15 protein-coding genes are annotated in these 16,121 nt (G+C 52.2%); 11 read left to right on the forward strand and 4 right to left on the reverse strand.

Features of this window, described 5'->3' with window-relative positions:
• Positions 1-2,526: a cytochrome ubiquinol oxidase subunit I gene (locus ACK5LI_RS07235; protein WP_416947699.1), complete on the forward strand. Its 2,526-nt coding sequence runs from the start codon at positions 1-3 to the stop codon at positions 2,524-2,526.
• A 281-nt stretch (positions 2,527-2,807) separates the two neighbouring features.
• On the opposite strand, the gene ACK5LI_RS07240 is transcribed toward ACK5LI_RS07235, so the two are convergent.
• The gene (locus ACK5LI_RS07240) at positions 2,808-2,975 is read right to left on the reverse strand and encodes a hypothetical protein (RefSeq protein ID WP_416947702.1); all 168 of its coding nucleotides are present in this window, start codon (positions 2,973-2,975) and stop codon (positions 2,808-2,810) included.
• Positions 2,976-3,154: 179 nt separating this feature from the next.
• Between ACK5LI_RS07240 and ACK5LI_RS07245 the strand changes: the two genes are divergently transcribed.
• The 4 genes from ACK5LI_RS07245 to ACK5LI_RS07260 all read left to right on the forward strand — a co-directional run bounded on the left by ACK5LI_RS07245 (position 3,155) and on the right by ACK5LI_RS07260 (position 7,852).
• Entirely contained in the window at positions 3,155-5,128 is a 1,974-nt protein-coding gene (locus ACK5LI_RS07245; protein ID WP_416947705.1) for a sigma 54-interacting transcriptional regulator, read from the forward strand.
• Between the two features lie 140 nt (positions 5,129-5,268).
• Positions 5,269-5,553 carry a hypothetical protein gene (locus ACK5LI_RS07250; protein WP_416947707.1) on the forward strand — a complete coding sequence of 95 codons (285 nt, stop codon included), beginning with the start codon at positions 5,269-5,271 and terminating at the stop codon, positions 5,551-5,553.
• Positions 5,554-5,974: 421 nt separating this feature from the next.
• A complete protein-coding gene (locus tag ACK5LI_RS07255; RefSeq protein ID WP_416947709.1) occupies positions 5,975-6,391 on the forward strand; it encodes a hypothetical protein in 417 nt (138 codons plus the stop codon).
• Between the two features lie 240 nt (positions 6,392-6,631).
• Entirely contained in the window at positions 6,632-7,852 is a 1,221-nt protein-coding gene (locus tag ACK5LI_RS07260) for a radical SAM/SPASM domain-containing protein (protein ID WP_416947711.1), read from the forward strand.
• 562 nt (positions 7,853-8,414) lie between these two features.
• Here the strand turns inward: ACK5LI_RS07260 and ACK5LI_RS07265 are convergent.
• Entirely contained in the window at positions 8,415-9,059 is a 645-nt protein-coding gene (locus tag ACK5LI_RS07265) for a tetratricopeptide repeat protein (protein ID WP_416947713.1), read from the reverse strand.
• A gap of 125 nt (positions 9,060-9,184) precedes the next feature.
• Between ACK5LI_RS07265 and ACK5LI_RS07270 the strand changes: the two genes are divergently transcribed.
• Entirely contained in the window at positions 9,185-9,379 is a 195-nt protein-coding gene (locus ACK5LI_RS07270; protein ID WP_416947715.1) for a ferredoxin, read from the forward strand.
• 73 nt (positions 9,380-9,452) lie between these two features.
• On the opposite strand, the gene ACK5LI_RS07275 is transcribed toward ACK5LI_RS07270, so the two are convergent.
• Entirely contained in the window at positions 9,453-10,622 is a 1,170-nt protein-coding gene (locus ACK5LI_RS07275; protein WP_416947717.1) for a nickel/cobalt transporter, read from the reverse strand.
• A gap of 2 nt (positions 10,623-10,624) precedes the next feature.
• A complete protein-coding gene (locus ACK5LI_RS07280; RefSeq protein ID WP_416947719.1) occupies positions 10,625-11,212 on the reverse strand; it encodes a DUF1007 family protein in 588 nt (195 codons plus the stop codon).
• 228 nt (positions 11,213-11,440) lie between these two features.
• On the opposite strand from ACK5LI_RS07280, the gene ACK5LI_RS07285 reads away from it, so the two are divergent.
• From ACK5LI_RS07285 to ACK5LI_RS07305, 5 genes are all read left to right on the forward strand, one after another.
• Positions 11,441-11,737 carry a DUF2325 domain-containing protein gene (locus ACK5LI_RS07285; protein ID WP_416947721.1) on the forward strand — a complete coding sequence of 99 codons (297 nt, stop codon included), beginning with the start codon at positions 11,441-11,443 and terminating at the stop codon, positions 11,735-11,737.
• Between the two features lie 18 nt (positions 11,738-11,755).
• Positions 11,756-12,058, forward strand: coding sequence for a tetratricopeptide repeat protein (locus tag ACK5LI_RS07290; RefSeq protein WP_416947723.1), 303 nt, complete (start codon positions 11,756-11,758; stop codon positions 12,056-12,058).
• Positions 12,059-12,238: 180 nt separating this feature from the next.
• The gene (locus tag ACK5LI_RS07295; RefSeq protein WP_416947725.1) at positions 12,239-12,706 is read left to right on the forward strand and encodes a chemotaxis protein CheX; all 468 of its coding nucleotides are present in this window, start codon (positions 12,239-12,241) and stop codon (positions 12,704-12,706) included.
• Between the two features lie 565 nt (positions 12,707-13,271).
• Positions 13,272-13,988, forward strand: a complete 717-nt coding sequence (locus tag ACK5LI_RS07300) for an anaerobic ribonucleoside-triphosphate reductase activating protein (RefSeq protein WP_416947727.1) — start codon at positions 13,272-13,274, stop codon at positions 13,986-13,988.
• The gene (locus ACK5LI_RS07305) at positions 13,888-15,939 is read left to right on the forward strand and encodes a ribonucleoside triphosphate reductase (protein WP_416947728.1); all 2,052 of its coding nucleotides are present in this window, start codon (positions 13,888-13,890) and stop codon (positions 15,937-15,939) included. Before ACK5LI_RS07300 ends, ACK5LI_RS07305 begins: the two co-directional genes overlap by 101 nt.
• Positions 15,940-16,121: the final 182 nt, after the last annotated feature.

Here is a 16,121-nt window from a genome sequence, read left to right on the forward strand (position 1 = left end):
ATGGAATATCCAGTCTGGTGGACGCCCTTTCTGAGCGGCGGCCTTGTCATTGCCATTGTTGCCATCATTCATGTTTTCATTGCGCACTTTGCCGTCGGCGGCGGCTTCTATCTGGTTCTGACCGAGATGAAGGCAGTGCGTGAAAAATCCGACCACATCCTTGACCACGTCCGCAAGCATACCAGGTTTTTCGTTCTGACCACTATGGTTGCAGGCGGCCTGACGGGTGTGGGCATCTGGTTTACCATCAGTATCTTATCGCCCACGGTCACCAGCACGCTGACGCACTCTTTCGCGTTTGGCTGGGCTGCGGAGTGGGCTTTTTTCCTCGGCGAAATTTTTGCGCTGCTGATCTATCATTATTATTTTGATTCCATGCCCCGCAAATCCCACATTAAAGTGGGCTGGGTATATGCGTTCTTTGCCTTCATGTCGCTGGTGGTCATCAACGGTGTCATCACCGTAATGCTGACCCCCGGCAAGTGGGCACAGACCCATGAATTCTGGGACGGCTTTTTCAACGTATCTTTCTGGCCCTCGCTCAGCCTGCGCTTTGCCCTGTGCCTGATGTTTGCCGGACTGTTTGCCTTTGTCACCGCCATCCGCATACCGGATGTACCCACCCGCGAGCGCATGGTACGCCGCGCAGCAGTATGGGTAGGTCTGCCTTTTGCCGCGGCTGCGCTTTCCGGCCTGTGGTACCTTAATGTACTGCCCGACCCGCAGCAGTCCATGGTAATGGAGCGCTCCACCCAGACGCCGCATCTGGTGCAGGCTTTTGTACCGCTGGGCATCGTTACATTGCTTTTAAGCCTTGCCATTGCATGGTTCAAACCGCTCAGTGTGCGCAGGCCGCTGGTCGTTATTGTTCTTGCTTTAGGCCTTGCCCAGATCGGCCTGTTCGAATGGGTGCGTGAAGCGGGCAGACGCCCGTACCTGCTGTACGGGCATACCTATTCCAGCTCCATCAGGGTTGAGGACGTGCCCCGCGTTGTCAGCGAAGGCATTCTGCAAACCGCCCGCTGGACACATGTTAAAGAAATCACCGACGACAACATTCTGGAAGCCGGTAAAGAGATATATAAGCTTCAGTGCATGACGTGCCACGGCATTACCGGCCCGATGCTGAGCATTCTGGATAAAACGGAAAAGTTCAGCGTCTACGGCATGGACTCGCAGCTGAACGGTCAAGGCAAGCTGCGGCTGCATATGCCGCCTTTCCTCGGCACTGCGGAAGAACGCATGGCGCTTGCCACGTACATTGTAAAAGACCTGAACGGCAAAGTGGATGAAACTGCGGCTCCGGCCATACGCAAGCTGGAAACGACAATACCCTCTTTTGACCGAGACACTGCGCCTTATGTGCTGCTGGCATGGAGCACCAAGGGCATGCACAGTGTGGTGGAAGACGGTGCGCTTGCTCTGGCACCCGCAGGCAGCGATCTGCGCGCGCAGCTTGTCCGGCGCGACTCCACGCCGGAAATCATCACCGGCGGTGTGACCATTACCTTCCGCCCGGAAAACGGACACGGCCCCGAAGGGCAGTTTGCTGTTAATGACGAGTTCCGCGCGTATGAAGCTCTGGACGTCAAAGTAACTCCCTATCCTGTAGCCGGCTCCTTCAATCCGTATCCGGTATACGTGGTCGAAGCCCGTGACGAAGCAACAGGTGCACTGCTGGCTGCAACCAAAACCGTTGTTGCCGCTTCCGGCGAAGTAGCCTGTAACCGCTGCCATGGTGGTGAATGGGCGGTAGAAGATATGTCCGGTGTCAGCGAAGCCACGCAGCGCGACATCTTTGCCGTACATGATAAAATTCAGGGTACCGACTTTACCGGCCGCGCTGCAAAGGGCGAAGTTATCGAGTGCAAGTCCTGCCACGACGGCAACAGCGAAATTCCGGCATTCTCCGCAGCTATCCACGGCTGGCATGCAAACTATCTGACCGACCGTGACGCCGATGCCTGCAACGGTTGTCATCCTTCCGCGCCGGACGGGGCAACGCAGTCGTTCCGCGGTATCCATAACATGATGGGCCTCAGCTGCGCCAACTGCCACGGCGAAATGGAAGACCATGCTATAGGCCTGCTGAAAAACGAAATCGACAACGGACGCTACGCAGCCAGAGCGTTGCTTGAGCCGCTTACGCCGCGTCAGGTGGAATCCGTAGAAGATATCCCCGCCCGTGAGGCCTGGACACAACTACCCGACTGCACCGTATGCCATGACTTTGCAGAGCATCCGTCCCCCGACGCAAGCGCGTTCGGGCAGTGGACAGCTTCAAAGGCGGATCTCTTCCAGAACAGGCATGACGATATGTTCGCCATCATGTGTCAGGGCTGCCACGGAGCCACACACTCTGTGTACATGGCAGACAATGCCTGGGGTGGCATGGACATCGACAACATCCAGCCCATGCAATACCAGCAGATGGCAGGCCCCATAGCCAGCGGCAATAACTGCGGCGTATGCCATACGCGGGAACTGGACATGTCCGAATCGGCTCATCACCCGATCCCGCAATAATGAAAACGATAGCTAGAAACACGAAAACGCCCCGACCTGCACCGTCGGGGCGTTTTCAGTATGGAGTTCCGGCACAACGCCGCCGGATTCCGCGGGAGGAGGCTACAAGACCAGCCGGATGACCATTCCGGCTGCAGGATAAAAACACCACGGCTCCCTTTTCACAGCACAAAAAGGGAGCCGCAAGTAGGAGCGAGCTAATACGTCTGAGGTGCGGTGATTTGCGGAAGCCGCACCGGTGTGGGAGGGGAAGCGACGTACTAACTGGTATGCATGAAATACTAACGACGTCCCCAGCCGCGGCCGAATGCATCAAATGCACTGACAAAAGCGGGCTTGCTTTCGGTACGGGACTGAGCCTTTTCAGCCTGAGCTTCGCTCTTTGCAGCGGGCTTTGCGGAAGAGGCGGTATACACGGTATTATTGATAGCGGTCTGGTAAGTAGACATGGCATTCTCCTTGTGAAGAAGCGTTTGTTTTCTACTTATAAAGCGCAAAGCGTGCCAATATTTTTTTGTCTATTCTTCAAGGCATGTTATCAATTTCTGTTTGCTTTCCCTCTATTCATTTGCTCAATTTTGGTGCAACAAAAATGACCACATGAGTATTTACGGAGCAGGAGAACCGCATGAGCATTGCCCTGATCGCCCCATATGAAAGTCTCGCCTACCTGTGCAGGTCCATCTGTCAGGAAATGGGATTCAACGTGCCCGTACACACGGCCAGCATGGAAGACGGCCTGCGCCTTGCCAAAAGTCTGATGGCGGAGGGCGTTGACTTTCTTATCAGCCGGGGGATGACGGCAGAGCTGATCCGCGCCGAATGCCCCATTCCCGTGGCAGAACTCGAAGTGTCCTCTTTTGACATCTACCTGTGCCTTGAACCGTTGCTGAAAAGAAATATGCGCATCGGCGTTGTGGGCCACAGTGATATCCTGCGAAAAGCCAAGGGAGCCAGTGCGGCGCTGGGGTTTTCCATTGATTTTTATGCGGCGGGGCAACCGGAAACCATGGGCAAAATCATGGAGCAGGCCCGCAGGCAGAATATCGAGGCCATCGCGGGTGATGCCGTAGCCGCAGAAACTGCCCGAAGGTACGGCATGGAGGGAGTACTGGTAGAAAACGGTGCAGATTCTGTCACCAACACTTTGCAGTATGCCGTTGCCACACATGTATACCTGACGCGGCAGGCTACCATGTCCAGCCGCCTGCAGGTGGTGCTTGACCGAATGGACGGCGGTGCGCTTCTGGCCTCGCCCACCGGTGAGCTGCGCCACTGCAATGCTGCCGTACGTGCCATGCTTGAAGAAAACCAGAACTGCGCAGAGACGACACTGGACGAACTGTTTCCGGAGCTGGACTGGCGGGCGGTACCGGAAGGCCGCGCGGAAACAGTTCGCGCCCTTATTCCTGTCAAAGATTCAAAGCTTTCAGTCAACGTTACCGCGCATGTGCACGAAGGCCAGACCGACGCGCTCATCTGCACCTTTCATGACATCCAGCAGATTGAGCAACTGGAGCACAGCTTCCGTAAAAGCGCCGCACCGGATCTGCCCACAGCGCGGCACACTTTTGAGACCATCGTCCACAACAGTCCGGCTATGCAGCATTGCATCACGCGGGCCAAACAATTTTCCTCCACACACAGCAGCATTCTGCTGGTTGGCGAAACCGGCACAGGTAAAGAGCTTTTTGCGCAGAGCATCCACAACCACAGTCCGCGGGCGCAAGGAAATTTTGTGGCCATAAACTGCGGTGCACTGCCGGAAGACCTGCTGGAGAGCGAACTGTTCGGCTATGTGGGCGGCGCATTTACCGGCGCGTTAAAATCCGGCAAGGCGGGCATGTTCGAGCTTGCCCACAACGGCACGCTTTTTCTGGACGAAATCAATGCCACTAGCCCGAAATTGCAGACACGACTTCTGCGAACGTTGCAGGAACGTGAAGTCATGCGCGTCGGCTCAACGGCTGTTATTCCGGTAAACGTACGGGTTATTGCCGCCACCAACGCACCCCTGGAGGCGGAAGTCAATGCAGGAAGATTTCGTGCGGACCTTTTCTACCGCCTGAATGTTCTTGATATCCGCATCCCCCCGCTGCGAGAACGGCCGGAAGACATCCTCTTGCTGTTCGGCATCTTTCTGGAGCGCTTCAGCGCAGAACTGAACAGATCCACCCCTGCCGTTACCGATGTTGTACGACGGCAGTTGCTGGCGCACCCGTGGCCCGGCAATGTCCGCGAACTGCAGAACTACGCGGAAAAATTCTCTATACTGTATCCTGAAGAAGCGGCGTTGAGCTCTCCGGAAGCACGACAAGCTCAACCGGAAGTCTTTCACAACGCTAAGGCTTCAGCCGATGGCTGGCATGCACCGCTTCCTGCTGCCGGCGGTCGCGCTCCATATGTTGCTCAGCCCGCCCGAGAGGTTGCGCCAGATGCGCCGGGGAAAGCATGGTTGCTGCTGGAAGGCACACTGGACCACATCACCCGTGCAGTCATTCAGCAGATTGTACAGGAGGAAGGCGGCAACTTAAGCAAGGCAGCCCGCAGGCTGGACATCAGTCGCAACACCCTGCGCCGCAAGCTGGAAGAGGGCCGTTAGCCTGTAAAAGCTGCGGAAAACATTGCCTCCTTTCTAACTGCAATTAATGTAACTTGCTAATATAATAACAATAAAACACTCTGCGTCCGTGTTTTGCAAAGAGGTCTGGCATAGGAAAACCATTCCCAAGGAGAACAGCCATGTCCATCACTGCAACCCGTACACAGAACATCGGCTCTTCGCTTTCGCAAATTGATCAAATGCTGGCAAAAGCCAAAGACGCTTCCCGTCGCCGCAAAGAGGTTCAGGAAGCTCCCAAGGCTGCGCAGGTCGCAGAAACGGTTCCTGCCGCGGATGATGTGGATCAGGCTTACGGGCTGACCATGAACCTGCTGGGCAATAGTATGTTCGGCCAGCAGCAGAATGCCCCGCGCACCGGTCACGCTCTTGACCCCGAGCGCGTAGCCAAACTGCTGGAACTGTAACAGCGCCCAGCGTACTTGCTTAAAGGGCCCCTAAGGCACCTCACTAAACCAGCAAGCAATACTGGTCTTAGCACTACATGCTCTTCGACTGGAGTAGTCCGTCCGACAAACGGGTTACGCTCACACGTATCCCGTAAGTTTGTTCCATTGCGCTGCAAGGCATGATCTGTCGCTTATGATTTCAAAACATCACGGCAGATTATGTTATTATGCGCCCAACGTTCAGCATGAAAAAATGCCACACCTGTCAGCTTCTCAGTTGTACAAAGCTTTGGCGCCAGTTACAGACAGCGCCGGAACACACCGGCATCAGTCTGCACCAGCAAAACGTAAAGGCGTAAACGTGCCGGCCATAGGGGGCACACCTTGCCGCTTCAGTTAGCAGAAACACCCAACATACTGCGATATAAGGAATAATGACATGAAAGATGTGCATAGCCGTATAATGGCGGTGACTGACAATCTGGGCATGGAACGACCTGTGGAGCTTGGAGATGTTCCAATGCAGGTTACCTGGCCTTTTTTGCTGCAAAAGCATCTTTCAAAAACACATAACGATGTGGAAGTCATGTCGTTGTCTGCCAGAGCGCGCACAATGGATTCGTTGCCTGACGCTATCGTGGATGCTGCAAAAACCAAAGCTGACATAATCTTTGCTCAAATAGGAATTGTGGACTGCTTTCCTCGCATTACAAGCCGCGAAGACAAAGAACATATTGGCAAGGTAAGCCCGAAACTCCAAAATCTGTTGTGGCAGTATATCAAAAGTAACCGAGTACAGATTGTGGATGAGATAGGATGTGTAGTTTACACCGAACTTGAAACTTATAGACGGTAAGCCCAGCAAGCTGCCGTTCTGGCACAACGGTACGGCATAACACTTGTTTTCATTTCCACAGTTGTCCACAAAGAACTGGAAGAAAAACATCTCGGGTTAAAGGAGAATATTGACTCCTACAACCTTGCCCTGAAGGAAGTATGCAGCCGCACCGATGCACACTTTCTCGATATTTCTGACTTTGCCGACAATAATAATCTGTTTATCGAAGACATGTATCACCTTGGTCCAGAGGGAAACATGCGGCTAGCCTTCACCTTGCGAGAATATCTGGCAAGCATGCCCACTTCCGGTGCAAAAAGAATTGCCAAAGGCAGATATATTACAACCGCCCATGCTGGCAAAAACAACATTCTTAATACCATCGGCAGCATGGCCCAGAATGCCGGACACACCGGCATAGCGACTGCATCATTCAAAGCAGCAGCCACAGAACTTCCTTATCGAAACAGAAATACTGCCAATGTACCTACGTCTGCTTTTATAGAAATCACCAACCGCTGTAATCTGAACTGCTCCATGTGCAATACCCAGATGTCAAAACGACCTAAAGGAATTATGCCACCAGCTGTTTTTGATCAGGTAATATGCAGATTAAAAAGCATGGGAATACATCATGCAGCACTCCATACCGTCGGAGAAACGCTGGTACACCCCCAGATCAACGATTTGATCAACATCGCTCATGCACGCGACTTTACTGTCTTCTTCAGCACTAACGCTCAGCTAACAGGCAAGCTGAAGGGCACTCTTCCGCTCTTTTCAAAAACATTCAATCAATTCAGAGTGTCCATTGACGGAGCTACGCCAGAGACCTATGCAGCCATCCGCAAAGGCGGCAAGATTGAAAAAGTGTTCGAATCCATGCATGCCATTATGCAACACAATAAGGAGCAAGGCACAAACTTCACCATCGGAACAAACTACATTGTTTCCGAAACAAATGCGGATGAGATTGATCTTTTCCTGAAAATATTCGGGCGGTTCATTCCTCTGGAACAAATGAGCTTTGCGCTTCCTAACTCCTTAAGCCCTGATCCTTCGTTCCTTAAGGAAATCATCCCCTTTCACAACCTGATTTATCCACACGCGTACTCCTGCTCAATGCCGTTCAACACCATCGCCATAACTTTTGACGGCAAGATGTCTCTGTGTTGCCGCGACTACGATGGCGATCTTGAGCTCGGGTCTTTTCTGGAGCACCACCCGCTAAAGTTATGGCATAGTGAAAAAGCAGTGGCTGTCCGTCGCGGACTGTTGGGATGCGGTTCCCTTTCCCGAAACTGTGCGCAGTGCAATATGGTTTTCGGGGGAGATATCACCAACTATTTCATCCGTAGCGCATACCTGCTGGGGCTTGATAACATCGGCAGCCGCTTGTGGAGTGTGATGGCAGCTCTAAACAATGACCCTTCAGACGTTACCGCACTTAAAAACACCTGTATCAAGGCATTGCAGTAGTAACAAAAGTCGCACCGGACAGGTCGCGACAACGCAATGTTGTATTATGTTCTGAGCCAATTAGAGCGGGGGTAAACAGACAGCAACGAAAGTGCTGAGTCTAATCAAAGTGTTTCTTGCAACGCCCGAGCAGTGAGAAAAAGATGGAACCTGGTAACAGGCGATACCTTAGATCCCGCTATCAGGCCATTTCAGTGCATGTTCGTCCCCTGAAGTATTGCAACGTCAGGGTTAACAGCAAATATTGGGATTACGTATTGCCGCGCACATAGCAGACACATACTACAAAATGCCTCGGCGCGGCAGCTGACAAGAACATAGCATTACTTGGCAATGATATGCCTTGGGGCACTAAAGGCTGCCCCTCTTATCAAAAGATTCCGCCATCTAGACAGACCTCGGAATAACACGACCATATAAACGCAGACAAAATACAACACCGGCCTGCGGTAGTTCCATAAAAAAGAGTTGCTCACACAGTAAAGCGTACTTTTCCAGCCCTGCCCCGGCCGCATTGGCTTGGCAGCAGGATAGTGCCAGAGTGCCTCACCTATACACTATTTCATTTCAACAAATCTGCATACTTCTGCTGCAACTTTACAGCCGAGCCATGATTGCCCGAACGTTTGTAGGCATCAATGGTCATTTCCACCACGCTGCGTTCCGGCGCGGCTTTCAAAGAGCGTTTGAGATACCGCAAAGCCATTGCGGGCTGCGAAGCCGCCATCATGCGCTCTCCCATCATCCGGAAGATCACATCTTCGTCTTTATGATGGGTCATGGCTTCCTGAAAGGCTTCATCGGCTTCCTTCACCTTATGGTTTTCCAGCAGGCGGCAGCCATAGTTGAACAGCTTATCCAGCTTCAGCTTTCTTTCCAGAATTTTACGGTGATCTTCGCCAAGGTCCTGATGCTGCAACGCCCGCAGAACGTTTGCCAGCTGGACCAACAGTACTTTTTCCTGCCCCGGCTGCCACACCAGAGGGCCGCCAAGTTCTGCAGATACTTCATCCGCCCTGCTCAACAGGCTGACAACTTCACGTAGTGCGCCTTGCAGTTCCACTTTGCCAAGAGAGGGTTCGCCGCCCTTTACCCAGGCCTGAACAGCCGTTGCAGTTGCAGCGACAGCGCGCTGAACATCGTGCCTGTTAAAATACGACTTTGCCCGAGCAAGGTTCTCTTTGATCACTTTTGCGTTGTTGCTCATTTAGTCCCCGATATGAAAGCTCGCTGCGTTTTGCCCCTGACGGATATAACAACGCAGGCATATACAGAAGGTTCCTGTCATGCTAGCTTCAGATTGCAATAAAAATTCCGGAATGGAGGTTATTCATGGCAAAAGTACTTGTTATCAATGCAGAGGAATGTGTTGCCTGTGAATCATGTGTCGAACTGTGCCCTGAGGCGTTCAGAATGTCCAGCGACGGCAGCACTGCAGAGGTTGCAGACCCGTCATGCAAGGAAGACTGTGTGGAAGAAGCCATCTCCACCTGCCCTGTCGAATGTATTTCATGGAGTGAGGAATAATCAGCCGATTATAATCAACTCCGTAGGTAACGTCACTAAAAAGGCATCCGTAAAGGATGCCTTATTTATTACATCAAGCTGTACCTGCAAACATGATAAAACCAAGCAGGGTAATAGCCAGAGCACCTGCTACGGAAAGCACCCCGTATAGCAATGTTATTACCCGTGTGCTGCTGGTGGCGCATCCTGCAGTATGCATAAGCACCCTGCGCGACATCATGCTCAGCACTCCAAATGCCGATGTCGTCAGCCCCATACCTAAGGCAAGAGTGACCAGAGCCAGTACTCCCGCCTGCGTTATATCAAGTCCGCGGGCAAAAGTCAGGATCAGTACGGCCGCAGGGCACGGTACAAGACCTGCCAGCAGTGAAACAGTGGCAATGCTGCCATAACCGGCAGAACAGCATCCGCTTTTCGCATCACGTACCCGCCTGCCCAGCCTGCCACTGAAAAGTTCATACAGCGCATGCAACGCCATGACCGCACCCGCAACCATGATCACACCATAACTGAAGCGTTGGACGGAGCCGCTTATTCCGTGGATTCCCCGTGCTGCGCCCTGCTCAAACAACAGGTGCGCCGCAAACACCAGCACAGCAGCGGAAAGAACATGCACCGCGGTAAGCAGGTTGCCCATCAGCAGCCCTTTTGCCGCACTGCCGGAACGTCCGAGAAAGTAGCAGAACACAACGGCCTTGCCATGTCCCGGCCCCACGGCATGGACAACGCCGTAAATAAACGACAGCCCGAGAAACAGCCAGAAGGCAGAACCATAAGGAACACTTTGAATGTCGGAGGCGAAAGAAACCATCTGCCCGCGCAACGAATGTTGCGCCTTTGTGGCATATGCAATGATGCGGTTATAGACGGGAGGAGGAGTAAAAAATCCCGGTCCTGAAAATCCCGAACCTGTCGGATTGCCGGTATCTGCAGCTACTGCAGCACCGTTACGGGAATGTCCGGCTCCGCCTGTGAATCCGCCCCCTGCGCGAGCCCGCAGCGCATCCTTTGCAGGGACAAGACCGGTACCTGAGTCCCCTTGTGCGGCAACAGCTGCAGAGCCCTGCGCAGCAGCTTGAGCGGGCGGCTCCAATGCAAAAAATTCACTTTCAGGTGCAGGATTCTGCGCCTTCTCCGAAGACACAGCCTCCGCACTTTTCGGCCCGCCCGTAAAAGGTCCGCCCCACGCCACCACAGAAAAAAGACACACCACAGCTGTGGCGACAACTATTCGTAACAACACCACTACATCCCCAGATGAATCGCGTAGGGCACAATCTGCCCATAGTAATAGGCAAGTTCAGGCGCTTCATTCATAGAAACGGCATCAGATTTTTCGCCGTTCACGCTGACATGCTCTTTTTCAAAAAAGAACGCCGTATAGTATGTAGGATCATAAATGGCTATTTTTACCGTCTCACCTTCCGGAACCGGCAGATTCAGGGGAATCGTAAACGTATAGCGCAACATACCGTCCTTAAATGTGGCCACAAAATCGTTTACCTTGGCAGCCCCATATGTCTGACCTGCCACATGAATATGCGTGTAAAAGCCTTCTTCATGCAGGTATGATGAAATATCGCCTTTTAATGAATTCCATTCATCTTCCGAAAGCTTCCCGTCCTGATTCAGGTCAAGGTCGCCCAAAAACAGCACGCTGGACATTTCGTCGAAACTCCATGTTTCGCGCAGCGCCACTATGCGACCGTCTTTTGCCTCAATGTCGATAAGGGACTCCACAAAAACATGCGGATGAGCCAACGCATTTTGAGGCACAGCAACAGACAGCACACAAAAAAACAGAAAAAGCTGAAGCAGTATTCTGCCTGACATAGATTTATTTTTCATACGCATTAATACACTGATATAAAAATAGAAATTTTCTCACACTACAGTCCCTGCCCGTACAGGACTTACAGCAGAACTTGTGCATTCTTTGCCTATCATACTGGGAAATGAAATTTGTACTCCTTTTTTAGTTGACATTGATTTTCATTTTCACTAGGAACTGATTTCATGCTGATCAATTCATCTTAACCACAATCACTCAGGAGAAAGCTTATGTGCGCCACCCTTATCGGAGGCATGGACAGACTGAAGAGGGACTACATTGACACCGCAAAAAAGAACGGGGTCAACTTGAAGGTATTCACCGGCAAGGAAAACAAAATTTCAGGGCAAATGGGTGCCACCGACCTTGTCATCGTATTTACCAACAAAGTCTCTCATTCCGCCCGCAAAGAAGTGATGCAGTACGCCCGCTCCCGCAGTATTCCGGTTACCATGTTGCACTCGTGCGGTATTTCCACGTTGCGCCAGTGCCTTAGCAGCCATTCCAAAGAAACAGAAACCAACTAAAGAAACAGGAGACACACCATGTGCGCCGCCAGCCGTATAACACATCTCAACCGAAGCGGAATGAAGGCTTTTTCCGACGGCAACCTTGCCAACGCAGAATTTCTGCTACATCAGGCCCTGCGGCAGGCCCGCCAGCTCAATTCGGCAGCATTTGAAGCCAAGATTCGTAACAACCTTGGTCTGGTGTGCATAAAAGCAGGACGCAGCACCGAGGCAAAAGAACATTTCGGACACGCTCTGGAGTTTATCGGCAACAAAATCGGTTACGACAGCCGCCTGTACCGTGCGGTGCAGTCCAACCTTGCTTCGGCAAGTGCATAACCGCTGCAAGCATAAAATTATAATCCCGCAACATAAAACCGTAACCATTATGGGCTGGACGAGTTAACGTTGGTCACGTAATATTGTTTTCTTCTATTCGTGAAATCCATATCGCCTTTCGGCGAACGGTATAGTGACAATTACGTATACATTGTTCCGGCAAGCAAGGAGACGCTCGAAATGAGCACCAGCGGGATTGAGATTGCAAAGCCGTTTGTTACGGCTACTACCAACGTGCTGTCTACCATGGCAGGCATTACGCCCACACCGGGACAGCCGTATGTAAAAAAGAACAACGTTGCCAAAGGTGACGTATCTGCGGTCGTAGGCATAACCGGCCATAAAAACGGCAGCATTTCCGTCACCTTTACCAAACAGTGTGCCATCGCGGTTGTAAAGGCCATGCTGGGTGACGATATTCAGGACATCATTCAGGATACCAAAGATGCCGTAGGCGAGGTAACTAACATGATTTCCGGACAGGCCCGAGCGGCTCTGGCAGAAATGGGAATGGTTTTTCAGGGTGCGACCCCCTCTGTCATCATGGGTGACGGGCATACCATCAGCCATGTAACAAAAAGCCCCATCATAGCCATCCCCTTCAAGACAAACCACGGTGAATTTACCGTTGAATTCTGTCTTGAATAGTCTTTTATCCGACACTAATAAGCGGCTCGCCATGCGAGCCGCTTTTTTTGTTTGGCACCCACGCAATATAGATTGCTAAATAATACGTTTGTGCATTTTTGCACACGCCCTGCGCCAAAGTGTTCGATAGTGCCCTGAACACATCTTCCACATGTTAACCATCTGTTTTATATCAACTTGCGTACTTTACAAAAACACTCTCTGAACATATCAGATTTCCCCCGTTGGCATCCGGTGTTTTCCACAAGTTTTTACCATGTGGATAATTAAACCTCCGTCTTTGCATGTTATTTAATTTTTGCCCGCCTCACATAAAAAGCAAATGTTTTCAACAAGTAACCGTTTTCCTTTTCCTGTTTTCGGCTACCCCCTACTGTACAAAACACCCCCTGTCATGTATCTTTCGAGACTGTGTGAGACAAGAGTCTTTAAACTTTTGCTACACTTTGTCTAAATTTAAACCATCACAGCGCAGCGCACCGGCTTTGCTTACAAAAAACGGCTTTTCGATAGATGAACAGCCCGTGCACCTCTGCGCCGGATTACAAAAAGAAGCTAGTTTATTATGAATTCTGCATGGTCTTATGTGCGTGGATTTGAACGGGTCAGCCTGTGCGACTGGCCCGGCTACAATACCAGCGTCATATTTATGGGCGGCTGCAATATGCATTGCCCCACCTGCCACAACTTCACCATGGCATGGAGCCCCGACCAGATAGCTCCAGTCAGCAAAGACAGCATCATGCGTTTTCTTGAAAACCGTGTGAAATGGATTGACGGTGTGGTTGTTACCGGCGGTGAAGCAACGCTGGTGCCCGAGCTGGAAACCGTACTGCGAGACCTGCGCAACCTGAACATGCGTATCAAGCTTGATACAAACGGCATGCGCCCCCTCGTCGTGGAATCTCTTCTTAATGCCGGTCTGGTTGACCTGTTTGCCGTAGACGTAAAAGGCCCGTGGGAGCTGTATCCCAACCTGAGCGGCGGTACCCACCAGCCCGAAGAAGCACGCAAAAATCTGACCGAAATTTTCAGGCTGGCTCAAGCCTCGCCTGAGTCCTTTATGTTCCGGCTGACACAGGTTCCGATTCTTACCCCCCAACATATCGAAACCGCACGTCAGTATCTGCCACAGGGTTTCACCTTGAAACTTCAGGATTATGTCCCCCCGAGGAGGTCTCATGCCGAAACAGATTCAGAAACGCGACGGATGTCTGGAGACATGGTCGCTGGACCGCATAGCACTGGCTATTCTGAAAGCGCTCAAAGCCAGCGGCATTAAAGACCCCCTGCTATCCAAGCGTCTTGCCCGCAAAGTAGAACAGCGCCTCGAAGGGATCGACATTCCCTTGCAGGAACAGGTGCAGGACACCGTTGAAATGGTGCTCATGGAGTCGCGCCTGTATCACGTTGCCCGTCGGTTTATCGTGTACCGCGAAACCAGACGGCAGCTGCGTGAGCAGACTGCCGCGTATCTGGATATTTCAGAAACCATCGACAACTATCTGGACAAGGCAGACTGGCGTGTAAATGAAAACGCCAACATGACCCACTCGTTTCAGGGGCTCATGCTGCACCTTTCCGGCACATTGCAGGCCAAATATTCTCTAGAAAAATACCCCGAAGAGGTACGTCAGGCGCATGATCACGGGTACTTTCATATCCATGATCTGTCGTTCGGCCTTGCCGGTTACTGCGCCGGATGGAGCCTTCGCGACCTGTTGCTTGAAGGTTTCAACCTTGAAGGCCGTTCCAGTGCCGGTCCTGCAAAACATCTGGATACCGCTCTCGGCCAGATGAATAACTTCCTCGGCACGTTGCAGAACGAATGGGCAGGTGCTCAGGCGTTTAACAACGTGGACACCTATCTTGCGCCGTTTATCCGCAAAGACGGGCTTAACTACCAACAAGTGCGTCAGGCCATTCAGAAGTTTGTTTTCAACCTGAACACAACGTCCCGCTGGGGCGGACAAAGCCCGTTCACCAACCTGAGCTTTGACCTTGTATGCCCCAAACACATCGGCAAAGAGGCAGCCATCATCGGCGGACTTCTGTCCGACGATTCTTATGGCGACTTCCAGCCGGAAATGGACATGATCAACAAGGCCTTCCTTGAGGTCATGCTCAACGGCGACCATGACGGAAGAATTTTCTCGTTCCCTATTCCCACATACAACATCACTACCGATTTTCCGTGGGAAAGCGAAATAGGCGATCTGCTGCTGAGGCTTACCGCAAAATACGGCGTACCCTATTTCCAGAACTTCATCAGCTCCGACCTCAACCCCGAAGATGTGCGCTCGATGTGCTGCCGTCTGCAGATGGATTTGCGCGAACTGCGGAAAAAGACCGGCGGGCTTTTCGGCGCGGGCGACCTTACCGGCTCCATCGGCGTTGTTACGCTGAACCTGCCCAAGCTTGCCTACCTTGCTCAGGGCGAAGAGGACTTCCTCGACCTGATTACGGAATATGCCGACCTTGCCAAAGAGTCGCTTGAGTTCAAACGCAAGATGGTCAACGACAACCTTGAGCGGGGCATGTTCCCGTGGAGCCGCCGCTACCTGAAGAACGGCCTTAACGGCCATTTTTCAACCATCGGCCTGGTGGGCGGTCACGAAGCCTGCCTTAACCTGCTGGGCAAGGGGATCGAGACCGACGCAGGCATCCGGCTTATGCAGCGCATGCTCGACCACCTGCGCAAGCTGACTTCGCGCTATCAGGAAGAAACAGGCAACCTGTACAACCTGGAAGCAACCCCTGCGGAAGGTACCAGCTACCGCCTTGCGCGCATTGACAAGCGCCTTTACTCGGAAATTAAAGCGTCCGGCAACGGCACGCCTTATTACACCAACTCCACTGCGCTGCCGGTAGGCAACACTGCGGATGTGTTTGCCGCGCTGGAACATCAGAACAAGCTGCAACCGCTTTATACCGGCGGCACTGTGTTCCATACGTACCTTGGCGAAGCAGTGGCAGACCACAAGGCACTGAAAAACTTCATCCTGAAGGCGTTCAGCAATACCAAGCTGCCATACATTTCCATCACACCTACTTTCTCGGTGTGCAAAGATCACGGCTACCTGCAGGGCGAGCACCACAACTGTCCCAACTGCGGAGCCGAGGCCGAAGTGTACACCCGCATCGTGGGCTACTACCGTCCTGTTTCGCAGTGGAACAAAGGTAAGCAGATGGAATACGACGACCGGACTTGCTACAACGGCGTTCAGTACTAATCGCTGACTTTTTACATCAAAAAAACAGAAGCCTCCGGCCCGATGCCGGAGGCTTTTTTATTGTCTGGGACAAGCTCGTTTATTTTTTAAACGCGTTATCGCCTCCAGCGGCAAAGGAAAACTCCAAGCCTCAGTTGCCCTTCTCAAAAAAAGCCTGAGAGGAATGCCACCTTTCCCTGCAA

It is taken from the genome of Oleidesulfovibrio sp. (assembly GCF_047973035.1).
Lineage (GTDB): Bacteria > Desulfobacterota > Desulfovibrionia > Desulfovibrionales > Desulfovibrionaceae > Oleidesulfovibrio.

Excerpts from the sequence above, each read along its gene's own strand:
- ACK5LI_RS07285 (WP_416947721.1), top strand. The coding sequence starts at position 11,441 with ATGTGCGCCACCCTTATCGGAGGCATGGACAGACTGAAGAGGGACTAC.
- ACK5LI_RS07305 (WP_416947728.1), top strand. The coding sequence starts at position 13,888 with ATGCCGAAACAGATTCAGAAACGCGACGGATGTCTGGAGACATGGTCG.
- ACK5LI_RS07300 (WP_416947727.1), top strand. The coding sequence starts at position 13,272 with ATGAATTCTGCATGGTCTTATGTGCGTGGATTTGAACGGGTCAGCCTG.
- ACK5LI_RS07290 (WP_416947723.1), top strand. The coding sequence starts at position 11,756 with ATGTGCGCCGCCAGCCGTATAACACATCTCAACCGAAGCGGAATGAAG.
- ACK5LI_RS07295 (WP_416947725.1), top strand. The coding sequence starts at position 12,239 with ATGAGCACCAGCGGGATTGAGATTGCAAAGCCGTTTGTTACGGCTACT.
- ACK5LI_RS07255 (WP_416947709.1), top strand. The coding sequence starts at position 5,975 with ATGAAAGATGTGCATAGCCGTATAATGGCGGTGACTGACAATCTGGGC.
- ACK5LI_RS07250 (WP_416947707.1), top strand. The coding sequence starts at position 5,269 with ATGTCCATCACTGCAACCCGTACACAGAACATCGGCTCTTCGCTTTCG.
- ACK5LI_RS07240 (WP_416947702.1), bottom strand. The coding sequence starts at position 2,975 with ATGTCTACTTACCAGACCGCTATCAATAATACCGTGTATACCGCCTCT.
- ACK5LI_RS07245 (WP_416947705.1), top strand. The coding sequence starts at position 3,155 with ATGAGCATTGCCCTGATCGCCCCATATGAAAGTCTCGCCTACCTGTGC.
- ACK5LI_RS07280 (WP_416947719.1), bottom strand. The coding sequence starts at position 11,212 with ATGTCAGGCAGAATACTGCTTCAGCTTTTTCTGTTTTTTTGTGTGCTG.
- ACK5LI_RS07235 (WP_416947699.1), top strand. The coding sequence starts at position 1 with ATGGAATATCCAGTCTGGTGGACGCCCTTTCTGAGCGGCGGCCTTGTC.
- ACK5LI_RS07265 (WP_416947713.1), bottom strand. The coding sequence starts at position 9,059 with ATGAGCAACAACGCAAAAGTGATCAAAGAGAACCTTGCTCGGGCAAAG.
- ACK5LI_RS07270 (WP_416947715.1), top strand. The coding sequence starts at position 9,185 with ATGGCAAAAGTACTTGTTATCAATGCAGAGGAATGTGTTGCCTGTGAA.
- ACK5LI_RS07260 (WP_416947711.1), top strand. The coding sequence starts at position 6,632 with ATGCGGCTAGCCTTCACCTTGCGAGAATATCTGGCAAGCATGCCCACT.